The following is a 23,782-nucleotide window of genomic DNA, read 5'->3' on the forward strand; positions in this document are numbered from 1 at the left end:
GTCTGAAGGACGTGGACAACGGGGAGCACGAACGGGGAGCACGGGGGAGACCATGACGACCACGCGGACGGAGACGGGGACCGGGACGGGGACCGACACCTACTCCGACCTGATCGCGGCCGAGGACGTGCTGCTCTTCGTCAACGCAGCTGTCACGTCGACGGGACAGCGCGAGTTCCGCTCCGAGGCGTATGAGCAGCGGCTCTCGCTCGACTTCCTCCACGAATACGTACGGGTCAACTACCGCACCGTGTACGCCGCTTCGCTCGCGCTCGACATCAACGACCACAACGCAGCCCGCGTCGTCGAGCAGTTGCTGCGCACCCCCGGCGATGCGGATGCGGACCAGAAGCGGACGGAGGGCCGGCTGATCGCCGCCCGCCTGGCACAGCTGCCGCCGCAGCGCGTCTACCGCCTCTTCCGCGCGCTGCGCGCCGCGAAGGTCGGCAACCGCCGTACGCGCGCGATCCTGCGCGACTGGCTGGCGGCCCGGCCTGACCTGGGGCACGACGCGGTGAAGTACCGCGCCGGCCTGAAGACCGCGGCTCGGCACTTCCATCACCCGCTGTCGACCGCGACCGATTCCGCCCCGGCGGCTGGTGAGTTGGGCGACTTCCTCTTCAAGCCGGGCGTACGCCCGCGCTACGAGCACCGGTTGCTCGACGCGTACCGCCGGGCCCACTACGAGCAGGGCGCGATCTACGAACTGCCGTTCACCGTCGCGGAGGGATTCGCGGCGAAGCACGGCCTCGGCCGTTCGGCGTTCGTGGAGCGGATCACGCCCCGGATGACCCGGCTGGAGCGGCTGCGCACGCAGCGCGAGGCGGGCGCGGACGCCCGGGGCGCCCCCGTGCGGACGGATCTCTCCGCCATGCCGCTGACCAGGCTCGCGCTGTACGCCCTGTCGCTGACGATCGACGAGCGGGTGCGCCGGCGCGCGGAGCTGACCGACGCGCTGCGCACGGCGGCGCGCCGGGCCGCGGGGCCGTACGCCGGGACGTGGGGGCGGGTCGCCGCCGTACTGGACGACAGCTACTCGGCGTCCGGCTCCGGCGAGAAGCGCCGCCGTCCGCTCGCCGTCGCCCTCGGCGGGCACTTCCTGCTGGAGGCGCTGGCGGCGCCGGGGTCGTACGGCGCCTGGTGGACATCGGGGCGCACGGACCCGCTTCTCGTACGCCCCTACGGTCCGACGCCGCTGGGGACGCGGGTCATCGACGCGCTGGAGTACGCCCCCGAGCGGCTCGTCATCGTCTCGGACGGCTGGGACAACGCGCCGCCGGGGCTGGCGGGCGAGGTGCTGCGGGTGTGGCGTACAAGGCTGGACCGGGAGCGGCGTACGACGGTGGTCCATCTCAACCCCGTGTACGACGCGGACGGCTTCGACGTGCGCCGGCTGGCGGCGGGTGTGCCGACGGCGGGGATCCGGGACGCGGAGGATCTGCCGGCGCTGGTGGAGATCGCGCAGTTCGCGGAGGGGCGTACGGGACTGGCCGAGCTCCAGGCGTATCTGGACCGGCGGATCGAGAGCTTTCTGTACGAGTACGAGGGAGGAAAGGCGACATGACCGGGCTCGACTTCACCGGGCTGACCGCACGTCCGGCGCAGGTGTGGGGCGGCGTCCGGCTGGTGCCGCTGGTGCGCGAGGAGCCGATGCCGGGGCTCCGGCTGCACCGCGAGGTGTACCACCGGTTCGGTGAGGTCCTCCTGTCGCCGGGCAGGCGCTATGTGTCGTACATTCCGCACGGCCTCGTCGCCGACTGGTCCGGCACGGGTTCGGCGGCGAACGGGACGGGCGGCGGGCAGTCGGCCGCTTACGGTACGCAGTTGGACACCACGCGGCCCACGACGATGGCCGTCGACCAGCACCTTCGCATGATCAAACGGCGCCCGTCGAAGAAGAAGGACGGGGCGGCCGGCGCCGTCGCGCGCTGCCGGTTCCTGCCGCTGCACCTGGCGATGGAGGGGTATCTGACGCTGCATTTCGGCGGGCCGACGATCGCCTGGGAGGAGTGGTCGCAGGAGGCGGTGCGGCAGGGCCTCTCGCCTCGTTCCGAGCTCTCCTGTCTGGGGCTCGGTGTGCCCGGACTGGCCGACGCGCTGCGGGTCTTCGAGATCCACCCGGGGCAGTGCGGGGTGATGGTGTACGTCGCGGACGCGCTCGCCGCGGCGTTCGTGGTGCCGCACCCGGACGACTACCGAGCCCTGCATCCGACGCTGCTCCAGGACATGTACGGGGAGTTGATCTACCAGTACGGCTACTTCGGCGGCCCCGTACCGGACTTCGAGGCGCGGCTCGGCGACGGGCGGTACATCACGACGCTCGCCGAGCTGCGGGCGGCGGCGCGGGAGCGGGAGCGCGCGTGGAGCGACTCGCACGACACGGTCATGGCGCGTGAACTGCTGGACGAGTCGTACGCGTTCGAGCGGGTCTACCGGATGGGGGCCTTCGACATGTACCGCTTCCTGCCGCCGTTCCGCACCGGCTCCGACGGGCAGCACATCGGCGAACTGATCACGGACCGCAAGGGCCGGACGGCGTACCTGAAGACGTTCCGGCTCTCTCCGGCGCAGATCAGACGGGGGCATCTGCTGAACAGCCTGGCCGGCAACGACTGGCATCTGGGGCGAACGGCGGAGCAGTTGGGCACGACACCGGAGGAAATCGTGCGCCGCATCCACGTGGCGGGCTTCGCGAGGCTGTTGCGGTGACGGGGTACGACGCGCGCGGGGCGGGATACTGGGCGTCGTGGGCAGCCGCGCGTTCGTGATCCTCTCGGGCCTGCCGGCCAGCGGAAAGAGCACCCTGGCCCGGGGCCTGGCCAGGCATCTCGCCCTGCCCGTGATCGACAAGGACGTGATCCTGGAGTCCCTCTACGACTCGCTCGGGATGGGCGACCACGCGTGGCGCGGCCGGCTGAGCAGGGCGAGCGACGAGATCGTATACGCCATCGCGGCGGACGCCGGCCGGGCGGTGCTCGACAACTGGTGGCACCACGACAGTGCCCCCGGCCGGCTCCGGAGTCTCGGCGGTCTCCTGATCGAGGTCCACTGCGACTGCGACGCCGCACTCGCCGCCGAACGTTTCCTGGCTCGGACCCGCCACCCCGGCCACCTCGACCCGGACCTCTCCCCCGAGGAGGTCGCCGAACGCGTGGCCGCCGTCCGCGCGCGTTACCCGGGCCCGCTCGGCCTGGGTGGTCCGCTGCTGACCGTCGACACCGGCAGGCCCGTCGATTCCCGGGCCGTCGCGGAGCAGGTCGCCCAGGTACTCGACGCCGGGGCGGCACCGGGGAGCGCCGGGCCGTAAGGCTGTGTTTTCGGGGTTGTCAGTGGGCTGTGCCAGAGTGCTGGCCATGCTGGCGATCAGGGTGCGAACAGAGAACTCGCGGGAGTACGAGCGGATTTCAGCGGGTCAGCTCGGTGTGTTGGTCGAGCGGATCGGGGATGCCGACGACTCGTTTCTGGTCGTGGACCGAATTCCCGATCTGCCGTGCGTCTTCATCCAGGTGGCGCGGGGTGCGGAGTGCTACTCGCTGGAGTACCGGGACGGGCAGGCCGGCCCGATGTTCGGCACCGAACTGGCGGACGCGGAGTCGGTGACCCGGATCATGGTCGCGTGGGCCCGCCAGGAGGCCGGCTGGGACGCGGGTGTGGTCTGGGACCGGGTGGAGCTGCCGCCCGCCGAACCGGGGCCCGAGCTGGACGAGGAGACGCGGCGCGAGGTCGAGGAGTACGTACGCGGACTGATACGCCGCGGCTACGACGGACGCGAGCAGCTCGCCGAGGACGCCGAGGAATGGCTGGTCGACGGCGACGATCGCCCCGTCTCCGCCGCGCAGGCCCAGCAGATCGTGGACCGGCTGTGGCTGGAGCGCGTGGAGGAACAGGCCGGGTGGGAGGGCGAGACCGATCCGGAACGGATCACGTCGGTGTTCGCGGGGCTGGACGCGGCCGGCATCGTGGCCCGCGAGAACTTCACCTGCTGCCGCGGCTGCGGCCTCGCGGAGATCGGCGCGGAGGCCGAGGACCCGCAGACGGTGCGCGGCTTCGTCTTCTTCCACATGCAGGGCACGGAGTCGGTGGCGGCCGGGGGCGGGCTCTCGCTCTACTACGGAGGCTTCGACGGCTCGGAGGATACGACGACGGCGGTCGGGGACGAGGTCACAACGGCGCTGAAGGCTGCGGGCCTGTCGGTGAAGTGGGACGGTTCGCCGGGATCGGCGATAGACGTGACAAACCTGGACTGGCGCAAGCGGTTGGGTTGAACGGGGTTGGGCCGGCCCGCCGGCCCGGCTGAGCGCTGCCCAACCGGCTGAACGCCCACCAAAGGCACGGCACCGGCCAGGCTCCCCGGCCCCGGTGTCGGGCGGCCGACAGCCGAGCGGCCCACCGCCCCGGCCGGTCGGCTCCTCGAACGCCCCTCCAGGGTGGACAGGGCTGACCGGGACCGGTCAGCCGAGTCACCGGCCCCGGGTCGGGCGGCCGTCGTCCGGTCAACCGGCTCCTCGGACGATGCCCGCCAACGGCGGGCCGAGCTCACCAGAACCCGGCAGTCGACACACCGCATCGGGCAAGCGACTCGCCGTCCGGGTCGGGCGGCTGCCTGAATGCCCGCCGCCAGGCTGGCGGGCCGACCAGGCTCCCGGGTCGGGCGGCCAGACGTCGCCGGCAGACGAGCGCCCAGGACGCCCGCCACAAGAGCACGGGGCTGACCAGGCTCCCCGATATCGGGCGGGCGGCGGCAGACAGGCGATTCGCTGTCGTCCCGGCCCTTCGGATCTCCGGACGCACGCCAACGGTGGGCAGGACTGACCACGACCGGCCGGGGACGACAGGCGGCCCGCCGTTCCCGGCCGTTCGGCTGCCCGGACGCACGCCAACGGTGGGCACGGCCGACCACGCCCCGTCGCCAGGTCGCCACCCTCCTGTCCCGGCGCGGCCCGTCGGCCCCCGTATCGAGGCTTGAGAGGGCCTCCTGTTGTGGGGCTGGGTCTGCTTCAATGAGGGCATGGCCAGCCTTCAGCACGACGCGTCGGGTCACTTCGACCTTGAGCCGTTCTGGCCGTCCCGGCAGCACCATGACTTCGACCGGGTGTGTTGCCGCGCGAGGAACGCGTCGGCCCTCTAAAGCCTGCTTCCAGGTCTTCGGCCGTCGCGAATGACGTACGTCCCGTCCTGTCGACTCGACGACATCCTTCGCGCGAAAGAGCTGACCCCTCATGGCGAATTCCCGCCCCTTCTCCCCCGCCGCCACCCCGCACCCCTCCGGCCGGACCCGGCTGCGAGCCGTCGACCGGGACGAGGTCGTGCCGCTGGCGGCCCCCGACGTACCCGGTCCGCTCGTGGACCTGCTGCCTCCCGGGTCCACCTGGCTGCCCGCCCCCGCGCACACCCTGCCGACGCTGCCGGGCAGGCCGCCGATGGTCGGTTACCTCGTCCTCGTACCTGCCGATCAGCACCCCCCGGCACCCGCCCCCGCCGCCGTCGGGATCACCGAAGCGGGGCCGGTGCGGATCGACCCCGGTGAGCGGACCGCCGAGGTGGACGGCCGGTTCCTGGAGCTGACCTATCTGGAGTTCGAGCTGCTCGCCCATCTCGTGGCACACCCGCACCGGGTGCACACCCGCGACCAGTTGGTGACCACCGTCTGGGGTTACGGACACGTGGGCGACGGCCGGACCGTGGACGTGCATGTGGCCCGGCTGCGCCGCAAGCTCGGTGCCGAGCACCGGCAGACGATCCGGACGATCCGGCGGGTCGGTTACAAGTACGTCCCGTAGCCGGCTCGGACATACGTGTGGGGCCCCCGCCGGGCGGTCCGGCGGGGGCCCCACACCTGAGCACTACGCAGCCGCCCTCGCACGCGCCCGCGCCACCGCGCCCAGCACCACGTCCAGGACCAGGAACCCCACCAGCGTGATGCCGAGGAGCGGTACGAACCAGCCGACCAGCGCCGCCACCGCGATCAGCGGCAGCAGCACCGACAGCGGCACCTTCCGCCACGCCCCCCGCGCCATCGGCTTGCCCACACCCAGCTTCCGGTCCTGGGTGGGCCTGCGCTGCCACCACATGCGGTAGCCCCACACGATGATCAGGATCAGCGAGAGGGCGAGGGCGGCGAGCAGCAGCTGGTTGACGAGACCCAGCGTGAGCCCCATGTGGGCGTCGATACCGAACCGCGTGAGCTTGGCGAGCAACGGGTAGTCGGCGAACCGCAGTTCGTCGAGGATCAGGCCGGTGCCGGGGTCGACCGAGACGGAGTCCAGCCGGACCGGGAACTGGCTGTCCCGCTCGGCGACGACGTACGCCGTCCCCTCGGCCGGCGGTTTCACGCTGACGGGGCCGTCGAGCCCGGCCTGCCGCGCGGCGGTCAGCGCGTTGTCGATGCCGATGTCCATGCCCTCGTGGTCACCGCCGGGCCCGCTGTCGCCGCCCCCGTGCCCCTCGTGCTCTCCGGAGCCGGCGCCCGCCCCCGCGCCGCTCTTCAGCTCGGCCGAGACGACGGGGGTGGCGCCGCCCAACTGGTCCTGTACGGCCCCGATGTTGGCGCCCGCGTACGTCGACCAGGTCAGACCCGTCGCGGAGAGCAGCAGGAATCCGGTGGCTGCCCACATGCCGAGCGCGCCGTGCCGGGAGAGCGTTCTGCGGCGGCCGGTGGCCCCGCGTTCGGGCCGGAGCAGGGCGCGCTTGGAGGTCCTTCTGCGGCCGATCCAGAGCAGCAGTCCGCCGAGCGCGACCACCCACAGCCAGCTGGCGGCGGTCTCGCTGTAGATACGGCCGGGTTCGCCGAGGTGCAGATGACGGTGGAGTTCGGAGATCCAGGCACGCAGCGGGAGGGCTCCGGAGGAGCCGTAACTCTCCAGCTCGCCGCGTATCTGTGCGGTGTGCGGATCGACGAACACGGCCAGCGACTTGCTCTCCTCGCTGTCCGGCATCGTCATCAGGACCCGGGTGGACTCCTCGTCGTCCGACGAGGGCCAGACGGCGGTGACCTTGCCGTCGGGGTGCTCGGCGCGTGCCGCCTCCACCTGCTGGGAGAGCATGGCCGTACGGTCGCTGTCCGGGGAACGGAGCTCCTGGCGGTAGACGATCTTCTCGGCCTGGTACGAGAGCGAGTAGAGCAGCCCCGTGGTGGCGGCGATCAGCAGGAGCGGGGCGATGAGCAGGCCCGCGTAGAAGTGGAGCCGCAGGACGAGCGGGCGCACCGCGCCCCAGGTGGTGGCCGGGGCGGCGCCCGGCTTCTTCTCGGCCTTCGTGTCGGGCTTCTTCGCGCCTGTTTTGCTGGCTTCCTTGCTGCCTGCCTTGCTGCTTGTCTTCTTTGTCGCGGGACCGGCGCCCGGGGTGTCGGCGCCCTGTACGGGGTCGTCAATGGCCATGACTGTCCTAGGAGTTGGCGTGGCACGGGGACATCGACCCCCGGGCCCCGCCCAGGTCAGACCAGAGCGGCGGCGGCCCCGGGGGCCGTCGTACGGATCGGAGACGCGCCCTCGGGCGGTGGGCCCCGCCGGGACACGGCATGGGCCGGTACGGCGCCGCGCGGCCGGTGCGGTGCGCGGGAGCGGTGCCGGGGCCGTACGGGCGGCGGTACGGCGAGGGGCCGGGGCGCGGCGAGCAGCAGTCTCAGCGGGGTGAACGCGAAGGCGGCGACGGTCCCGGCGAGCCGGAAGAACGCGGCCTCGCCGCGGGCCAGCCAGAGGGCGCAGACGGCGCCGGCGAGCAGGTGGGCGGCGAGCATGCCGGGCGAGGTGTCGCCGACGGCGGCCAGGACGGCGGTCACCGTGCCGCCGATCCCCTCCGCCCTCGCGCCCTCTCCCATGTCCATGCCCGCCGCCGCGTGGGCGTGGTCCGTCGACAGCACCCCGCCGTCCGATCCGACGGCGGTGAACGTCACGTGCAGCGCGGCCTGCGCGCCGAGGACGGCGGGTCCGATGAAGCCGATGCCGCGGCGCCGGCCGGCCGCGAGCCACGACAGGCCCGCGGTCACGGCGAATGCCGCCGTAAGGACACCGAACGGAATTCGATGCGGAGACATGGACGAATGCCCCACAGCCGCCAGTGTCACGCACACCGCCGCGAGGATCGCGGCCCGCAAGGCGCGTATCGGCGACCGGACATCTGTCATGGTGCGCTCATGCTGCCATTCCCGTGGCGCATGCGGCAGATGGTGCGAACGGCGCCGACCTGCTATGCCCGCAGCAGAACCCCTCCGGTAATCGGACAGCCCCGTGCCAGAGTTGACGAATGAGACTTCTGATTCTGGGTGGCACCGAGTTCGTGGGCCGCGCCGTGGCCGACGCCGCGCTGGCGCGGGAGTGGCAGGTGACCGTCTTCCACCGGGGCCGTCACGAGCCACCGGCGGGGGTCCGCGTCCTGCACGGCGACCGCACCGCACCGGACGGCCTCGCCGCCCTCACCGGCAGCGTAGACAGCACCAACAACACCGACAACGCCCTCGAATGGGACGTGGTCGTCGACACCTGGTCGGGCGCACCGTCCGTCGTCCGCGACGCGGCCCGGCTGCTGGCCGGCCGGGCGGGCCGCTACGCGTACGTCTCCAGCCGTTCGGTGTACGCGTATCCGACCCCCGCCGGGCTCGATGAGAACGGCCCGCTGGTGGAGGGCGCCTCGGCCGACGCCGACGAGAGCGACTACGCGCGGGACAAGCGCGGCGGCGAGCTGGCCGCCGCCGCGGCCTTCGGCGACCGCGCCCTGCTGGTGCGCGCGGGCCTGATCCTCGGCCCGTGGGAGAACGTGGGACGGCTGCCCTGGTGGCTGGGCCGGATCGCACGCGGCGGACCGGTGCTCGCGCCCGGTCCGCGCGACAACCCGTTGCAGTACATCGACGTACGCGACCTCGCCGAGTGGACCCTCGACGCGGCGGCGCGCGGCCTCGGGGGCGCGTACAACCTGGTGAGTCCGTCCGGCCACGTCACGATGGGCGGACTGCTGGAGGCGTGCGCCGAGGTCACCGGTTCGGACGCCGAGCTGCGCTGGACCGCCCCGGAGACGATCATCGCCGCCGGTGTCGAACCGTGGACCCAGCTGCCGATCTGGCTGCCGCCCGGTGAGGTGCACGACATGATGCACCGCGGTGACGTCTCCAAGGCGCTCGCGGCGGGGCTGCGGTGCCGGCCGGCGCGGGAGACGGTCGCCGACACCTGGGCATGGCTCCGGTCGATCGGCGGCGAGGCCCCGCAGCGCCCGGACCGCCCGAGGCTCGGGCTCGCGCCGGACGTGGAGGCGGACCTGCTGAACGGCTGACTCCCGGTGACGGACCCGTCGCGGATCCTGGTCAGGGGGGATGCCAGGGGAGCGTACGAGTGGTGCTAGGTACACCACCGATTGGGGGCGGAAACCGCTCACGTACGACGGGCGCCGCACGGCAGACTGATGGTCGTGCCCGTCAGAGGGCGCGGCACCGGTCGCCGTCGGGGCACGGGCGACGAAGAGAGGACGCACGATGAACGGGAAGAAGATGCTCGCCGAGGCGGCAAGGACAACGGGCCGGGGGCTGGCACTGTCGGTGATCGCACTGGCCGGCTCCATCACACTGTTCGTCCTCTCGGTGCTCTCGATCACCTTCGTCCTGCTCGGCATCGGCTTCTTCTCCACCCCCTATGTACTGACGGCGGTGCGGGCGCACGCCAACCGGCGCCGGCTGCTCGCGGCCACCTGGTCGGACGTCAGGATCCCGGTGCCGTACCGCCCGATGCCCGCCGATCTGCGCACCGGTGTCACCGGCCACGTGGAGCGGACCACGCTCATGCTGAAGGACCCCGCGACCTGGCGTGACCTGACGTGGCTGCTGGTGGACATGACGGCGGGGGCGACGATCGCGCTGTTCACCGTCGGCCTGTTCATCTATCCGCTGGACGGTCTCGTGCTGGCGGCCGGTCTGTGGCAGGTCTTCGAGGACAAGGCGTTCTGGTACGGCTTCGTCCCCGTCGACAGCCAGCTGACCGGCCTGCTCGCGGCGGCGCTGGGCGCGGCCATCGCGGCCTTCGGTCTCCGCTACGGCGGCGACATCCAGCGCGGCCACTTCCTGCTGGCCAAGTCGCTGCTCGCCCCCACCCAGGACCAGGAGCTGGCCCAGCGGGTCGCCCATCTCACCGAGACGCGGCACGACGCCGTGGACACCTCCGCCGCCGAACTGCGCCGGATCGAGCGGGATCTGCACGACGGCGCCCAGGCCCGGCTGGTCGCCATGGGCATGGACCTGGGGACGATCGAGGCGCTCATCGAGAAGAACCCGGCCAAGGCCAAGGAGCTCATCGCCAACGCCCGCCAGTCCTCCGCCGAGGCGCTGACCGAGCTGCGCGACCTGGTCAGGGGCATCCACCCGCCGGTGCTCGCCGAGCGCGGTCTCGGCGACGCGGTGAAGGCGCTGGCGCTGCGGCTGCCGGTGGAGACCGACGTACAGGTGGATCTGCGGGGCCGGGCCGACGCGCCGGTGGAGTCGGCCGCGTACTTCGCGGTGAGTGAGATCCTCACCAACGCGATCAAGCACTCGAACGCGGACCGGATCTGGATCGACATGGTCCACTCGGACTCCATGCTGCGTGTCGCGATCGGTGACAACGGTGAAGGCGGCGCGAAGATCGGTTCGGGCACCGGGCTGAGCGGACTGGAGCGCCGACTCGGTACATTCGACGGCATCCTGGCCGTCAGCAGTCCGGAGGGCGGCCCCACCATGGTCACCGTGGAGATCCCTTGCGAGTTGTCCTAGCCGAAGACCTCTTCCTGCTCCGAGACGGTCTGGTCCGGATGCTGGAGGCGTACGACTTCGAGGTCCTGGCCGCCGTGGAGACAGGACCCGAACTGACCAAAGCGTTCAAAGAGCTGGAGCCGGACGTCGCCGTGGTCGACGTCCGGCTTCCGCCGTCCCACACCGACGAGGGTCTTCAGTGCGCGCTCGCCGCGCGCCGGGACCGCCCCGGGCTGCCCGTCCTCGTCCTGTCGCAGCATGTGGAGCAGTTGTACGCACGGGAGTTGCTGGCCGACGGCAACGGCGGCATCGGATATCTGCTGAAGGACCGGGTCTTCGACGCCGACCAGTTCATCGACGCGGTGCGCCGGGTCGCCGCCGGCGGTACGGCGATGGACCCCCAGGTCATTCAGCAACTGCTCTCCCGCAGGGCCCAGGACAAGCCGATCGGCCAGCTGACGCCCCGTGAGCGCGAGGTCATGGAGCTGATGGCGCAGGGCAGGTCGAACGCCGCGATCGCCTCCCAGCTCGTCGTCACCGAGCGGGCGGTGTCCAAGCACACCTCGAACATCTTCGGGAAGCTCGGGCTGCCGGTGTCGGACGACGACAACCGGCGCGTGCTCGCCGTGATCGCCTATCTGGACCGGGGACAGCAGTGAGGGGCTGAGCACCCCGGCGCTCGCCGAAGGGGCCACCGGGCGGGGCGTGTTGAGGGCATCCGCCCGGTTTGTTGATGGAGATTTCTATGAATTCCACCGGCCGCTGAACAGGCCGCGTTTGACGTGCGTATGGAAGGGAGCGCTTCCTCCCCCCGCCGGAGATCCCCCTGAACCGGCACTGAAGCTTGAGGAGTTCCATGGGACGCACGTCAAGAAAACGCTCGACACTGGCGAACCGGGCCATCGCGGCCGCGGCTGCCTTGATTCTGGGCGGGGGTGGGCTGGTAGCGGTAAATGTCTACGCATCCGCGGGAGAAGGCCGCTCCGGTCAGGATCAGCGGATCCAGAATGCCGGGCGCCAGATGTCCACCATCGACTGTCCAGAAGTCGTCAATGAGCTCACCAAGGTGCCGAGGCGGGCCCGTGCCCAGGTCGACCGGGAACTTGCCCGGATGGACACGCAGATAACTGTCGCGTACAAGCGGTTCGCGGACAACAAAACGAAGTTGGAGAGCGATCCGAGACTTACCGAGAAGAAGATCCTGAAGCCGCTGCAGAAGCAGCGGCTGGCCAGCCTCAAGCGCATCCGCTCCGCGCTCAAGCGGGCCGGGCACTGGCAGAAGAACCTGGACTCGCTGGCGCCGTGCACCATGCGCCCCGACGACACCCCGAACGAGGGTGACCCGGGTGGCGGCCAGAACGGCGGCCAGGGTCAGAACGGTGGCCAGGACGGCGGGCAGAACGCCGGGCAGGACGGCGGTCAGGGCCAGAACGCGGGCCAGGACGGCGGTCAGGACGGTGGCCAGGGTGGCGGCGAGCAGCCGCCCGGCAACGGCCCCGATGCCTCCGACTTCGTGGAGATCGAGTCCATCGAGCCCAACGTGCAGCAGCCGCAGGAGCAGGAGCAGGCGTCGACCGGCACCTTCACCACCGACTGCGGCCGCAACGAGAACGGTCTCTTCAACTCGGACAACGTCATCGCCGCACCCGGTGTGAGCAACGGCGCCCACCACAAGCACGACTACGTGGGCAACCAGGCCAACAACGCCTTCGCGAGCGACGACGACCTGGCCAACGGTGAGACGACCTGCAACGAGCAGGGCGACAAGTCGACCTACTACTGGCCGGTGATCCGCCTCCAGAACGGTCAGAACGAGGACGACGCCAACGAGGACGGCGGCGGCAAGGACGGCAACGTCGGCGAGATCCAGACCCCGTCCGAGGTCACGCTGCAATTCGCCGGAAATGCCACGTCCAAGGTCACGGCGATGCCCCGATTCCTCCGCATCATCACCGGTGACGCGAAGGCGTTCGTCAACGGCGATGCCAACGCGAATGCCTCGTGGAGCTGCACCGGATTCGAGGACCGCCAGCTGAAGGACAAATACCCGATCTGCCCCGCGGGCAGCCAGGTGGTGCGTTCGTTCGACTTCCAGAGCTGCTGGGACGGACAGAACACCGACAGCGCGAATCACCGCACACATGTCGCGTTCGCCGACGAGAACGGTCAGTGCCAGGAGGGATTCCAGGCGATTCCGCAGCTGAAGCAGCGGATCGTGTACGACCTCCCGCCGGGTCCCGGTTTCGCGGTGGACTCCTTCCCGGAGCAGTTGCACAAGCCTGTCACCGACCACGGAGACTTCATCAATGTCTTCGACGAGAACGTGATGAACAAGATGGTCGACTGCATCAACACCGGCAAGGAATGCAACTAGAAGTAGCGGTCTGAGGTAATTCCCAGGCACCGGAGGGGCCCTACGAGCCCCTCCGGTGCCTGCTGTCGTCAGCTCTTCTTGGGGTGGCCCGAGTGGCCCTCTCCGTCGTGGCCCGCGCTGTCGCCGTGACCGCCGCTGCCGGATCCGCCGTCGGCCCCGCCGTCGCCGTTCCCGCCCCCCTCGTGGTGCTCCGGGGCCGTCTCGACGTCCCCGCCCAGCCGGCCGCGCAGCGACTCGACCGTCTTCGCGTCGCCGCTGGCGACCCACTTCCTGCCGACGAGATACGAACCGCCGTAGTCGTTGGCCTCGTTGATCCACTCCCGCAGACCGCGGTCGGTCTCGAACGTGGTGAGGATGTATCTGCCGTAACCCGTCTTGCAGTTCGCCTGACGCAACTCCTCCGCGTCGGTCTGCACGTTCGGATCACACTCGGCCTGCTCGGCCAGCTCTTCAAGGCTCCCTGTCGCCGTCTTCGGCGTCTCAGGGGCCTTGTCGTCATTCGCGCCGCAGCCGCTCAGCAGAGCCAGGGCCAGGGCCGGCACCACCAGTGCCACTCGGGGTCGCTCGGTACGCATTCGGCCATCGTGCCCTCTTTACAAGCCCTCGCGCGGGTGAACGACGCATCACATCGTTGCCCACCCCCCTCCCCCTCATTAACGTGCGCTCCGCACACACCTCTTGTCACACCCTGTGACGTCACACCAGTGACCGAGGAAACCAGCAACCGAGGAAGAGGACCGCCGATGACCGAGCTGCCGAGTCCCGTCCCTCCCGCCGCTCCCTCCAGACGAGCGGTGCTGGCCGGCGCCGGGGCGGTAGGAGTCGGCGTGGCGCTGGCCGCGCCCTCCGTAGCCGCGGCCCGCCCCTCCGCCTCCGGCGCCGCCACGACGGCCACCGCGACAGCCGCCACGGCCGCCACCAACGCCGCCCGCGCCGCCGTGGGCCGACTGCTCCCCCGCCACGCGAACCAGTTCCGCTTCCAAGTGGTGGGCGGCCCCGAGCGGTTCCGCGTCGCCGGGTCCGCCGGACGGATCGAGGTGTCGGGCACCGACGCCGGCGTCCTGCTCACCGGGGTGCACTGGTATCTGAAGTACACGTGCGGCGCCCACATCAGCTGGTCGGGCGGCCAACTCGACCTGCCCGCCACGCTTCCCGCGCCCCGCCGCCCGCTGGAGCGCTCGGCGACCGTACGGCACCGGTTCGCCCTCAACGACACCCACGACGGGTACACCGCCCCGTACGCCGACTGGCCGCACTGGGAGCGCCTGCTCGACGTCCTCGCCCTGCACGGCTGCAACGAGGTCCTGGTCACCACCGGTCAGGAGGCCGTCTACCACCGGCTGCTGACCGGTTTCGGCTACACCGACACCGAGGCCCGCACCTGGCTGCCCGCGCCCTCCCACCAGCCCTGGTGGCTGCTCCAGAACATGAGCGCGTACGGCGGCCCGCTCTCCCCCGAGCTGGTCGCGCGCCGCGCGGGGCTCGGCCGGCGGATCACCGACCGGATGCGCGAGCTGGGCATGGCCCCCGTGCTCCCCGGCTACTTCGGCACCGTCCCGGCCGGCTTCGCCGCCCGCAACCCCGGCGCGCGGACCGTGCCCCAGGGCATGTGGAACGGGCTGCCGCGCCCCGACTGGCTCGATCCGCGCACGCCCGTCTTCGCCGATGTAGCCGCCGCCTTCTACCGGCACCAGAGCGACCTCTTCGGCGAGGTGGACCACTTCAAGATGGACCTGCTGCACGAGGGCGGCGACGCCGGTGACGTACCGGTGCCCGACGCGGCCCGCGCGGTCGAGACCTCGCTCCACAAGGCACGCCCCGACGCGACGTGGGTGATCCTCGGCTGGCAGACCAACCCCGTGCCGGCCCTGCTCGACGCCATCGACACCGACCGCGTGCTGATCGTGGACGGCCTGTCCGACCTGGACTCGGTGACCGACCGCGAGCGGGACTGGGGCGGCGCGCCGTACGCCTTCGGCACCATCCCGAACTTCGGCGGGCGCACCACGCTGGGCGCCAACTCCGACCGCTGGACAGAGCGGTTCACGGCCTGGCGCGACAAGCCGGGCAGCGCGCTCGTCGGGACGGCGTACATGCCGGAGGCCACCGAGCGCGACCCGGCCGCCTTCGAGCTGTTCAGCGAACTGGCGTGGCGGGAGGAGGCGGTCGACCGCGCGGGCTGGTTCCGGGCGTACGCCGATCTGCGGTACGGCGGCGAGGACAGCGCCGCGCGGGACGCCTTCGGTGTGCTCGCGGCGACGGCGTACCGGCTGACGACCACCGACGGCCGCCCCGTCGACTCCCTCTTCTCGCGCCGGCCCTCCCTCACCTCCTCCGTGGGAACAGCCTTCGACACCGCCGAGTTCGACAAGGCCTTCGGTTCGCTGCTCGGTGTACGGGAGGAGCTGCGCGGCTCGGACGCGTACCGGCACGATGTGACGGAGCTGGCCAGGCAGGCGCTCGCCAACCGTTCCCGGCTGCTGCTGCCGCAGTTGCGCGGCGCCTTCCAAGGAGGCGACGCCGCGACGTTCCGCGCGCTGGCCGCGCTGTGGCTGAAGCTGATGCGGCTGAGCGACACGGTGGCGGGGTGCCACCGTTCGTTCCTGCTGGGGCCGTGGCTGGAGGACGCCAAACGGCTGGCGACCGCCCCGGCGGAGGCAGCGACGCTGGAGTGGACGGCGCGCACGCTGATCACCACGTGGGCGGACCGGTCGGCGGCCGGACACTTGAGCAACTACGCCAACCGCGACTGGCAGGGCCTGCTCGCCGACGTCCATCTGCCGCAGTGGCAGACCTACTTGGACGAGTTGACCGACGCGCTGGCCGCCGGGCGGGAGCCGAAGACGTTCGACTGGTACGTGGACGAGGAGGCGTGGACCCGGGGGCGCGGGAGCTATCCGGTACGGGCGACGGGGGACGCGTACCGGACGGCGCTGCGCGTACGGGACACCCTGGCCACCGCCCCGTACCAGGGCACGGTCAGCGTCACGGCCGACCCGATCGCCTTCGCACCGGGCAGTACGGGCACGGTGAAGGCGGACTTCAAGAACGCCAACGGCCTGCGCGGCACCGGCCCCGTCGAATTCGCCCTGACCGGACCCGACGCCCGGCCGGACGGTCCGACCCGGCTCTCCGCCGTCGGCCCGGCCGGCACCGGGTCCGTCTCCTGGTCGGTGACGGCACCCGCCGAACCGCTCACGGTGCCGCTGCGCCCGCTGCCGTACGAACTGGCGCTGCGGTTCGGGCCGAGCGGCGAGGAGCGCGTGCGGACCGTCCAGCGGGGCGCGGTGTACGTCGCCGGGCCGCTCGCCGCCGGGTGGCACACGTACAGCAACAACGGCGCGGTCTTCGGGCAGCTGGACAACCGCTACGCGATCAACGGCGGCGGTCAGGACCTGTGGCGGGCGACGACGCAGTTCGGCGTGGCCTTCGTAGGAGGCGCGTTCGCGGACGGGGTGAGCGTGACGGTGCGCGTGGACTCGCAGGAGAACACCGGGGCGTGGGCCCGCGCGGGCATCATCGTCCGCGACAGCCTCGCGACGGCCGGCTCACCCGGCATCGTCAACCTGGCGGTGACGCCGTCGAACGGCGTCGTGCTCTCGTACGACACAACCGGCGACGGCACGCTGGACGCGTACCAGCGCGTCACCGGCGTCACCGCACCGGTGCTGCTGCGGCTGACGCGGTCCGGGGGCCGGTTCACGGGCGCGTGCTCGACGGATGCCGGGGCGACCTGGCGCACGGTCGCCGCGGTGCGGGTGCCGGGCGCGGCGGGGGTCCAGGACGTGGGCCTGTTCATGAGCGCGACGAACGGGAGCAGCGGGCTGCGGGGCACGGTGGAGTTCGGCGACTGGGCGGTCTCGGGCGGGAGCGCTGCGGGCAAGTAGCGCCGGGAGCCCGGCAGGGGGCGACGACCGGCACCCCGAATTCCCCGGCCCGGCAAGGGAGTTGCGGTCGTTCGGGGTGACCATCCGACGAATCGCTCGTTCTGCTGAATGTGCCTCCACCCGACGCCGCAACGGCCTCCGCGACCGCCGCAGCTCCCACTCCCCCCGGCTCCGCTCCCGCGCCCATCGACGTGGAGCAGGCCGAGGCAGCCCTCGTCGAGCACTATCAGCGGCTGGTGCGGCTCGCCTATCTCGTGCTGCCTCCCGCCCTCGGGCGGAACCGCCGCGTGCTGACCGCGCACGCCGTCGTCCAGCGCTCCCTGCCGCACAACCGCACGCCTGCCACGCCGGCCACGCCCGACGGCGGATACGCCTACGTACGTTCCCGGGTGCTGCGGCAGGCGCTCGACGCGGGGCGGCCGTTGCGCCGTCTCGCGTGGCCCCGGCGCGCCCAGCTGCCGCCGCTGCTGCCGCACGTGTGGGGACTGCGGCTGTTCCCGCGCTCCGGCGGCGCCGACGAACTCGCACTCGACCAGCGCCTGTCGGCCCTCTCCGGCGGCGCCAGGGCCGCCTTCGTACTGAGGGGCCTGGAAGGGCTGTCCGACCCGGACGTGCGCCGGCTGCTCGCCGACTGTGGGGTGGCCGACCCGCACGCGGCGCTCGCGGAGGCCGACGGCATCGGTACGGAGGGCGTCGCGCTGCTGGAGTCCCCGGAGTACGACCCCTGTTCGCTCCAGGCCCGCCCCACCGATCTGCTGCGCCGGCGCCAGCACGCGCGGGCGGCGGTCGCGGGGGTCGCCGCCGTGGCCGTCTGCGGCACGCTCCTCGGGCTGCCCGGCGACGGCTGGGGCGCGAACGGCGCCGCGGCCCCGCCGTACACCCGCAATGCCGCCGCCGAGGCGGCGATCGACCCGGCGAAGGTACGACGCGTCTCCCAGGACGCGTGGCGTACCTCCGCACGGACCGACTTCTCCGTGTGGCCCACGCGCGGCGCGCTCGCCGACGACCGGCCGCTGCTGCGCCGGGCGCTGGCGGTCTGGGCCAGACCGGGTACATCGGTGCGGGTCTCCTCCACACCGGCCACGCCCGTGGGGCCGCCGATGGGACCGGCGCAGTTGCTGTACGCGGGCGAGGTCGACCAGGCACGGGTGGTGCTGCTGTACGACGGGCTGCGGATCGCCCGGTACGCGGAACCCCGCACCGGCACCGGCCCCGTGGCGCTGGACTTCGCCCGGGTCGACGGGGCGGCGGCCGACACCGCGCCGGGCGCGGCACCCGCCACGTACGCCCTGGTCGCCGCGCGCACGGACGGCAACGTGCGCTATCTGACCGCCCCCTGGGTGCGGGGGACGTCCGTGCGGGATCTGCTCGATCCGGCCGGTGACGCCCGGCCGCTGCGGCGAGGCGCGGACGGGGTGACCGATCCTCTGCCGGCACCCGGCGAGAGGACGGAGTGCGGGGCGTGGGACGTGCTGGAGGTGACCGGGAAGGACGCGAGCGCCGTACGGCTGCTGTCCGACCTCGGCGAACTCACGCCCGCGCGGCTGACGTCGGGCCCCCCGTCGGCGCCGGTCGACGTGTCGGGGAGCGCGGCGCGGGCCGCCTGGGCGCGAACGGCGTGTCTGCTGCCCGCGGTGCGCTCGCACGGCGTGCGGACGGTGAACTCCTGGCAGTACGCGAGCCAGAGCCTGCCCGAGTCCAACGGCGGCGCGACGTGGGTGTGCACCCGCGCGGAGACATGGCGGGGGACGGAGAACAGAGTGCTGGCGCAGTTCCAGCCGCCGACGGCGAAGGCCGGGACGCCGCGGCCGGGGGCGGTCGCCGCGCGGTCGTCGGGCTCGTCGGCGTGCGGCGCGCGTGAGCCCTCCGTGCTCGCGGGGGTGCTGTGGAAGTCGCGTGGCGGCCGGTGGTACGTACTGGCCGCCGGCAGCGAGCAGTTCCGGTCCGTCCGTGCGACGGGCGGTGTCACGGGTGACGCGCGGGGCCGGGTGCTCGCGGTACCGGCGAGGCCGGGCGACCGGGCGGAGCTGGACGGCCTGCTGGCCGACGGCAGGCGGGTGGGCGCGCTGCGGTGAGGGCCGGGGGCGCGGCTCAGGGCAGGAGCAGCCAGTCGATGGCGAGTGTGGCGACGAGGCCGGCGCCGAGCAGCCAGGTGGCCAGACGGGTGCGGCCGTGCCTGCTGAGTTCGATGACGACGCCGCAGACGATCATGGCCAATCCGTAGAGGCCGACGACGAGGACGGAGCCGCGGTTGGAGAGCCGTACGCCCAACAGCGCGGCCATGGCGACCAGCAGGACCGAGGCGACGGCGACGCGGAGACGGCGGGCCTGGCGCGGGGTGAGGGCGCCGTCATCATCCTCGTCATCCTCGTCGTGGTCGTCCTCGTCATTCTCGTCGTGGTCCCCGTCTTCGTGGTCGTCCTCGTCCTCGTCGCCGGCTTCGTGGTCGTCCTCCTCCGCATCGGCTTCGACCGGCTCCCCCTTGGTCCCGGACTCCGGCTCCGATTCCGGCGTTTCGGTGACCTTCTCCTGGTCAGATGTGCTCATGGTCGGCGAGCGTAACCGACAGGCTTCAGCCACCGACGGTTAGGCTGTTCATATGACGACCGGGGTCCGACGCAGAATGGGCGTCGAAGAGCGACGCCAGCAACTGATCGGTGTCGCGCTGGAACTGTTCAGCCACCGCTCGCCCGATCATGTCTCCATCGACGAGATCGCGGCGGCCGCCGGCATCTCCCGGCCGCTCGTCTACCACTACTTCCCGGGCAAGCAGTCTCTGTACGAGGCCGCGTTGCGGCGGGCCGCCGACGATCTGGCCGAGCGCTTCGCCGAGCCGCACGAAGGGCCGCTCGGCGCCCGGCTGCTGCGCGTCATGACGCGCTTCTTCGACTTCGTGGACGAGCACGGCCCCGGGTTCTTCGCGCTGATGCGCGGCGGCCCCGCCGTGGGGTCGTCCACCGCCAACGCCATGATCGACGAGGTGCGGCAGGCGGCGTACGAGCAGATCCTCTCCCACCTCGCCGTCCAGTCCCCGCCGCCCCGGCTGGAACTGGTCGTACGCTCCTGGGTCTCGCTCGCCGAGTCCACGGCCCTGCTGTGGCTGGACGGCCGCCGGATCCCGCGCGGCGAACTGGAGTTGCAGCTCGTGCACGACTTCGCCGCGCTGGCCGCGGTGAGCGCGGCGTACGACGACGAGATGGCGCGCATTCTGCTGCCGGTCCTCGCCGACGAGCCGCCGGGCGGCCCGTTCGGCGATCTGGTGACCCGTCTGACGGGGCTGGCCTCCATGCTGCCGGCGGCCCGGACAACGGAAGCGGCACAGGCGGCGGCGTCGCCGCTGCCCGCCGCGCGCATGGCGTAGTGCGGGTCAGCCCGGCGACCCGTACACCACCGTCACTTCCTTGAAGCCGAGGGAGGTGAGCAGACCTTCCAGCATGCTGGTGGTGTTCTTCTCGGCCCGCTCCGTCAGTCCGCTGTCCTTGGCGGCCTCCTGGATGTGCTGGGCGGCGAGCTTGTTTACGGCGCGCTCGTCGGCCGGGTTGTCGGAGAAGAAGTCACCGAGCCGGTCGAGCAGCCCCCGCTGTTTGGAGACGGCGTACGAGCGGTCGGCGTCCAGTGTCGCCTTGCCGAGCCGGGCGTGCGGCAGCCGCAGTGTCGCGGTGGTCCGCTCCTCGTTGACCTTGACGTTCTCGTCGCCGACCGCGCCGAGGTCCACGTACGACCCCACGCTGCCGGCGCCCACATAGAGCGTGCGGCTCCCCTTGATGGTGTCGGGGAGGAACTTGGCGTCCTTCTCCAGATCCACCACCACCTGGAAGTTCCCGGACGCTGCCTGGTACTGGCTGAGGTCCTGGATGGACTTGAGAAGGGTCGGCCCGGTGCGGTCCTCCGTCTTCTCGCCGAACACGTCGTCGAATCCGGGGACGAGATCGAGCCTGCTGCCGATCCCGAGCAGCAGGACAAGCACCACGAGCCCGGCGGGCAGCTTGAGCCACCAGGGCATTCCCGCCCCGCGGGACCCGCGGGTCCTGCCCTGACTCTGCTCAGGATCTGGTTTCACGTCGGTGGACGTCATGCCTACCGGATTACCCGTCCGCCGGGGTTCACACCCTCACCGGCCCCGGAAGACCGCCACCGTCCGTCCCGGGACCTCGAAGGTGCCCGAACTCGCCTCGTACGCCGCCTTCTTGACCGTGGCGTCCGCACCGCCCGCCTGTACCGGGTGCAGCCCGTACGCCCGGCCTGCGAGCCCTTCGACCCGCTGGCGCGTCGTGTCCGGCCTGGCGTTGAAGACCACCACCAGCTCTCCGAGGCGCATCGTGATGACGCCCGGCGTCTCGTCGGGCCCGGAGAGCGGGAAGGAGAGCGCGGACTGGACCGCGCCGGTGGAGGAGAGCCGGAAGGCCGCCTCCGTGGTGCGGATCCTCAGCAAGTCCCGGTACGCGGCCGAGGCGCCCGAGATCTCCGCACAGCCGGGAGCGATACCGTGCGTCCCCAACAGGGGCTTGGCGTAGGGCCACTTGTCCTCGTTGTCGGCGGCGGGCGGCAGACCGCGCCCGAAGCCGTTGCCGTCCCGGCAGTCCCAGTTGATCGCGTTGAACCAGTCGCCGCTGTCGTACGAATTGCGGTCCAGCGACTTGGAACGGAGCAGGTCAGTCCCCGCCTGCGAGAGCGAGGGGCCCTGGGTGAGCGCCGCGGTCGCCATGGCGAGCACCTGCGCCCTGGCCCGGTCGGCGGCCGGTGTGGTGCGCGGGAGCTTGAAGGCCAGGGCGTCGTAGAGGCTTTCGTTGTCGTGCGCGTCGGCGTAGGCGAGGGCATCGCCGGGCGCCGCGGCGTAACCTGCGGGCGCGCCGTTGTAGTCGACCTCGGAGCCCTTGACGGTGCGGCCCGCGCTGTCGGTGAAGGAGTAGCCGGCGAGATTGCCGGTGAGTCCGACCTTGATCAGGTCCTGGTAGTGCAGCAGCCTGGCCCGCTGCTCGGCCGGAGTGCCGTTCGCCGACGAGGAGTTGGGGTCGGTGAAGAGTCCGGATGCGAAGCCCTGGACCCCGGGGTCCTCGTCGAAGGGGCCACCGCCGCGTACGGCGTCGCGCGCCCGGTCGGAGAAGGTCGCGATGCCGGTGCCCGCCATGTTCTTCTGCGTGGCCTGGACGAAGCGCGCGTCGCCGGCGATCTCGCCGAAGTCCCAGCCCTCGCCGTAGAGGACGACGGACTTCCCGTCGACCCCGTCGTTGGCGAGGGTCAGGGCGTCCAACGCCTCGCGTACGGCGAGGATGTTGGCCTTGGGGTGATGGCCCATCAGGTCGAAGCGGAAGCCGTCGACCTTGTACTCCTTCGCCCAGGTGACGATCGAGTCCACCACGATCTTGCCCATCATGGCGTTCTCGGGCGCGGTGTTGGCGCAGCAGGTGGACGTGGCCACGGTGCCGTCGTCGAGCAGCCGCTGGTAGTAGCCGGGCACGATCCGGTCGAGTACGGACTTGGGGTCCTGACCGCTCGCCACGGTGTGGTTGTAGACGACGTCCATCACGGTGCGCAGCCCGGTGCCGTTGATGCCCCGCACCATCCGCCGGAACTCCACCGTTCGCTTCGTGCCTTCGGGGTCACTGGCGTACGAGCCCTCGGGCACCGTGTAATGCAGCGGGTCGTAGCCCCAGTTGAAGCCGTCCTTCGCCGCCGCCTTCGCGACGCACGCCTGCTGCTCGTCGGAGTCGGGGGCGTACACGGACAGGTCACAGCCCGGCTGCTGCTGGTCGGACGGCTTCTCCGGGATCGTGCCGATGTCGAAGGCGGGCAGCAGATGGACGTAGGAGGTACCCGCGTCGGCCAGTTGGGCGAGCTGCTTCATGCCCTTCGACCGGGTGTCGGTGAAGGCGAGATAGCGGCCGGGGTGGTCCGAGGTGCGGTCCGCGATCGAGAAGTCGCGGATGTGCAGCTCCTGGATCCGCGCGTCGCGCATCGGGACGGCCGCGGGCTTCTTCAGGCTCGACCAGCCCTTGGGCGCGAGCTTCGGGTCGGTGAGGTCGACGGCGAGGCTGCGGGCCGAGTCGGTGGTCAGGGCGGTCGAGTACGGGTCGGTGACCTTGTTGGTGACCATCTTCCGTACGCTCGGCGCCCAGACGTCGACCACATAGCGGTAGGGCTTGCCCGCCCAGCTCCGGTGGCCGTCGGCGGACCACACGCCGCTGCGGTCGTCGCGCCGCATCGCCACGCGTTTCCCGTCGAGTTCGAGCGCGACGCGCTTCGCCGTGGGTGCCCACACCGACAGAGTGGGGCGGCCCTCCCGGAAGACGGGGCCGAGCGAGGCGCGCGTCGCGGAGGCTGCGTACAGGTCGTCGAGCACACCGGGGATCTGTACGCCGGTCGCCGCCAACAGCGCACCGTTGGCGGCCCGTTGGGTGGCGATGAGCTGGCCGCGCAGCGATTCCCTCACCCTGTCCCGGTCGCGCGGGTCGACGGTGAAGGCCGGATAGTCCTTCAGATGGGGGTACGTGGCCTTCTGCGCGTCGGTCAGCTCTCCCGGGGCGAGCCGCAGCCGCTGCCCTTCCTCGGACAGCGCGCCCTTCTCGACGGTGATGCCGCCGTCCGGCGCGTACACGAGCTGCTGGCTGGTGGCCTCGGTGGCCTTCACCTTCCAGACGACGGTGGAGCGGTCGATCCACTGTGCATCGGCTTTGCCGAGATCGGGCGCGGGTACGGCGGCGGCGGCCGGCAGCGCGGGCACCAGGGCCGCGCAGAGGGCCGCGGCCAGGACGGCCACGGCCGCTCTGCGCGGGAAGGCGGGCAGGGACGGGCGTATCACGCGGGATCTCCTAGGGG

17 protein-coding genes and 1 pseudogene are annotated in these 23,782 nt (G+C 71.7%); 12 read left to right on the top strand and 6 right to left on the bottom strand.

Translation table 11 applies throughout. From position 1 onward, the window contains the following. The first annotated feature begins 52 nt into the window (after positions 1 to 52). From ACFWV8_RS02690 to ACFWV8_RS02710, 5 genes are all read left to right on the top strand, one after another. Entirely contained in the window at positions 53 to 1,564 is a 1,512-nt protein-coding gene (locus tag ACFWV8_RS02690; RefSeq protein ID WP_384197327.1) for a hypothetical protein, read from the top strand. Next, entirely contained in the window at positions 1,561 to 2,709 is a 1,149-nt protein-coding gene (locus tag ACFWV8_RS02695) for a hypothetical protein (RefSeq protein WP_384197329.1), read from the top strand. The genes ACFWV8_RS02690 and ACFWV8_RS02695 overlap by 4 nt, the downstream gene beginning before the upstream one ends. A 37-nt stretch (positions 2,710 to 2,746) precedes the next feature. Next, positions 2,747 to 3,307, top strand: coding sequence for an AAA family ATPase (locus ACFWV8_RS02700; RefSeq protein ID WP_384197331.1), 561 nt, complete (start codon positions 2,747 to 2,749; stop codon positions 3,305 to 3,307). Positions 3,308 to 3,353: 46 nt separating this feature from the next. Next, positions 3,354 to 4,265: a DUF6891 domain-containing protein gene (locus ACFWV8_RS02705; protein ID WP_384197333.1), complete on the top strand. Its 912-nt coding sequence runs from the start codon at positions 3,354 to 3,356 to the stop codon at positions 4,263 to 4,265. A gap of 954 nt (positions 4,266 to 5,219) precedes the next feature. Next, positions 5,220 to 5,780: a winged helix-turn-helix domain-containing protein gene (locus tag ACFWV8_RS02710; RefSeq protein WP_384197334.1), complete on the top strand. Its 561-nt coding sequence runs from the start codon at positions 5,220 to 5,222 to the stop codon at positions 5,778 to 5,780. 63 nt (positions 5,781 to 5,843) lie between these two features. On the opposite strand, the gene ACFWV8_RS02715 is transcribed toward ACFWV8_RS02710, so the two are convergent. Then, complete coding sequence (locus tag ACFWV8_RS02715; RefSeq protein WP_384197335.1) at positions 5,844 to 7,376, bottom strand: PepSY-associated TM helix domain-containing protein; 1,533 nt, start codon at positions 7,374 to 7,376, stop codon at positions 5,844 to 5,846. Between the two features lie 56 nt (positions 7,377 to 7,432). Then, positions 7,433 to 8,122, bottom strand: a complete 690-nt coding sequence (locus tag ACFWV8_RS02720) for a hypothetical protein (RefSeq protein WP_384197337.1) — start codon at positions 8,120 to 8,122, stop codon at positions 7,433 to 7,435. A 119-nt stretch (positions 8,123 to 8,241) separates the two neighbouring features. Here ACFWV8_RS02720 and ACFWV8_RS02725 point away from each other — a divergent pair, with 119 nt between their 5' ends. From ACFWV8_RS02725 to ACFWV8_RS02740, 4 genes are all read left to right on the top strand, one after another. Beyond that, positions 8,242 to 9,261 (top strand): SDR family oxidoreductase, encoded by a 1,020-nt coding sequence (locus ACFWV8_RS02725; protein WP_384197338.1) that lies wholly within the window; start codon positions 8,242 to 8,244, stop codon positions 9,259 to 9,261. A gap of 199 nt (positions 9,262 to 9,460) precedes the next feature. Then, entirely contained in the window at positions 9,461 to 10,726 is a 1,266-nt protein-coding gene (locus tag ACFWV8_RS02730) for a sensor histidine kinase (RefSeq protein ID WP_384197339.1), read from the top strand. Further along, complete coding sequence (locus tag ACFWV8_RS02735; protein WP_329388560.1) at positions 10,711 to 11,364, top strand: response regulator transcription factor; 654 nt, start codon at positions 10,711 to 10,713, stop codon at positions 11,362 to 11,364. The genes ACFWV8_RS02730 and ACFWV8_RS02735 overlap by 16 nt, the downstream gene beginning before the upstream one ends. A 197-nt stretch (positions 11,365 to 11,561) precedes the next feature. After that, a complete protein-coding gene (locus tag ACFWV8_RS02740) occupies positions 11,562 to 13,079 on the top strand; it encodes a DUF1996 domain-containing protein (protein ID WP_384197341.1) in 1,518 nt (505 codons plus the stop codon). A 68-nt stretch (positions 13,080 to 13,147) separates the two neighbouring features. On the opposite strand, the gene ACFWV8_RS02745 is transcribed toward ACFWV8_RS02740, so the two are convergent. Beyond that, the gene (locus ACFWV8_RS02745) at positions 13,148 to 13,654 is read right to left on the bottom strand and encodes a hypothetical protein (RefSeq protein WP_384197343.1); all 507 of its coding nucleotides are present in this window, start codon (positions 13,652 to 13,654) and stop codon (positions 13,148 to 13,150) included. Between the two features lie 168 nt (positions 13,655 to 13,822). Between ACFWV8_RS02745 and ACFWV8_RS02750 the strand changes: the two genes are divergently transcribed. Both ACFWV8_RS02750 and ACFWV8_RS02755 read left to right on the top strand, forming a co-directional pair. Then, positions 13,823 to 16,966 carry an alpha-N-acetylglucosaminidase TIM-barrel domain-containing protein gene (locus ACFWV8_RS02750; RefSeq protein WP_384197345.1) on the top strand — a complete coding sequence of 1,048 codons (3,144 nt, stop codon included), beginning with the start codon at positions 13,823 to 13,825 and terminating at the stop codon, positions 16,964 to 16,966. Between the two features lie 110 nt (positions 16,967 to 17,076). Beyond that, entirely contained in the window at positions 17,077 to 19,041 is a 1,965-nt protein-coding gene (locus ACFWV8_RS02755) for a hypothetical protein (RefSeq protein WP_384197346.1), read from the top strand. Between the two features lie 16 nt (positions 19,042 to 19,057). Here the strand turns inward: ACFWV8_RS02755 and ACFWV8_RS02760 are convergent, their stop codons facing one another. Continuing rightward, on the bottom strand, positions 19,058 to 19,513 hold the full coding sequence (locus ACFWV8_RS02760; RefSeq protein ID WP_384197348.1) for a hypothetical protein: 456 nt from the start codon (positions 19,511 to 19,513) through the stop codon (positions 19,058 to 19,060). Positions 19,514 to 19,565: 52 nt separating this feature from the next. Here ACFWV8_RS02760 and ACFWV8_RS02765 point away from each other — a divergent pair, with 52 nt between their 5' ends. Then, the gene (locus ACFWV8_RS02765) at positions 19,566 to 20,327 is read left to right on the top strand and encodes a TetR/AcrR family transcriptional regulator (RefSeq protein WP_384197349.1); all 762 of its coding nucleotides are present in this window, start codon (positions 19,566 to 19,568) and stop codon (positions 20,325 to 20,327) included. 6 nt (positions 20,328 to 20,333) lie between these two features. On the opposite strand, the gene ACFWV8_RS02770 is transcribed toward ACFWV8_RS02765, so the two are convergent. Both ACFWV8_RS02770 and pulA read right to left on the bottom strand, forming a co-directional pair. Next, positions 20,334 to 21,041, bottom strand: a complete 708-nt coding sequence (locus tag ACFWV8_RS02770; protein ID WP_384197351.1) for a DUF4230 domain-containing protein — start codon at positions 21,039 to 21,041, stop codon at positions 20,334 to 20,336. Positions 21,042 to 21,077: 36 nt separating this feature from the next. Further along, positions 21,078 to 23,657 (bottom strand): annotated as a pseudogene (pulA, locus tag ACFWV8_RS02775) (pullulanase-type alpha-1,6-glucosidase); the annotation flags it as partial. Positions 23,658 to 23,782 lie beyond the last annotated feature (125 nt).

Source organism: Streptomyces sp. NPDC058665, from assembly GCF_042714995.1.
Lineage (GTDB): Bacteria > Actinomycetota > Actinomycetes > Streptomycetales > Streptomycetaceae > Streptomyces.